Origin of the sequence: Nocardioides cremeus (assembly GCF_030518195.1) — a bacterium.
Taxonomy (GTDB): domain Bacteria; phylum Actinomycetota; class Actinomycetes; order Propionibacteriales; family Nocardioidaceae; genus Nocardioides; species Nocardioides cremeus.
In genome coordinates this window covers 1-210 of record NZ_JAULSC010000486.1, presented here as the reverse complement: position 1 = coordinate 210, position 210 = coordinate 1, and the positions used below count along the sequence as shown (strand labels likewise).

Annotated in this window: 1 protein-coding gene; it reads right to left on the bottom strand. The window is 73.3% G+C overall.

Annotation, left to right across the window (positions count from 1 at the left end; genetic code table 11):
• Window positions 1-210, bottom strand: a 210-nt coding sequence (locus QWJ41_RS21820; RefSeq protein ID WP_302710592.1) for a family 1 glycosylhydrolase, incomplete at both ends; no start/stop codon positions are given.

Below are 210 nucleotides of genomic sequence, written 5' to 3'. Positions count from 1 at the left end.
TGGCGGCGAGGTGGTCGCGCAGGTAGTCGATGCGGTCCTGGTCGGCGACGCGGCCGTCCTCGACCCGGTCGTCGGCGCAGGCGGCGCCGGTCTCCATCACCAGCAGCGGCAGGGAGGTGCGTCGGTGGGTCTCGACCAGCAGCTCCTCGAGCCCGGAGGCGTCGATCTCCCAGCCGATGTCGGTGCGGGGGTCGCGCTCGACGAGCTCGA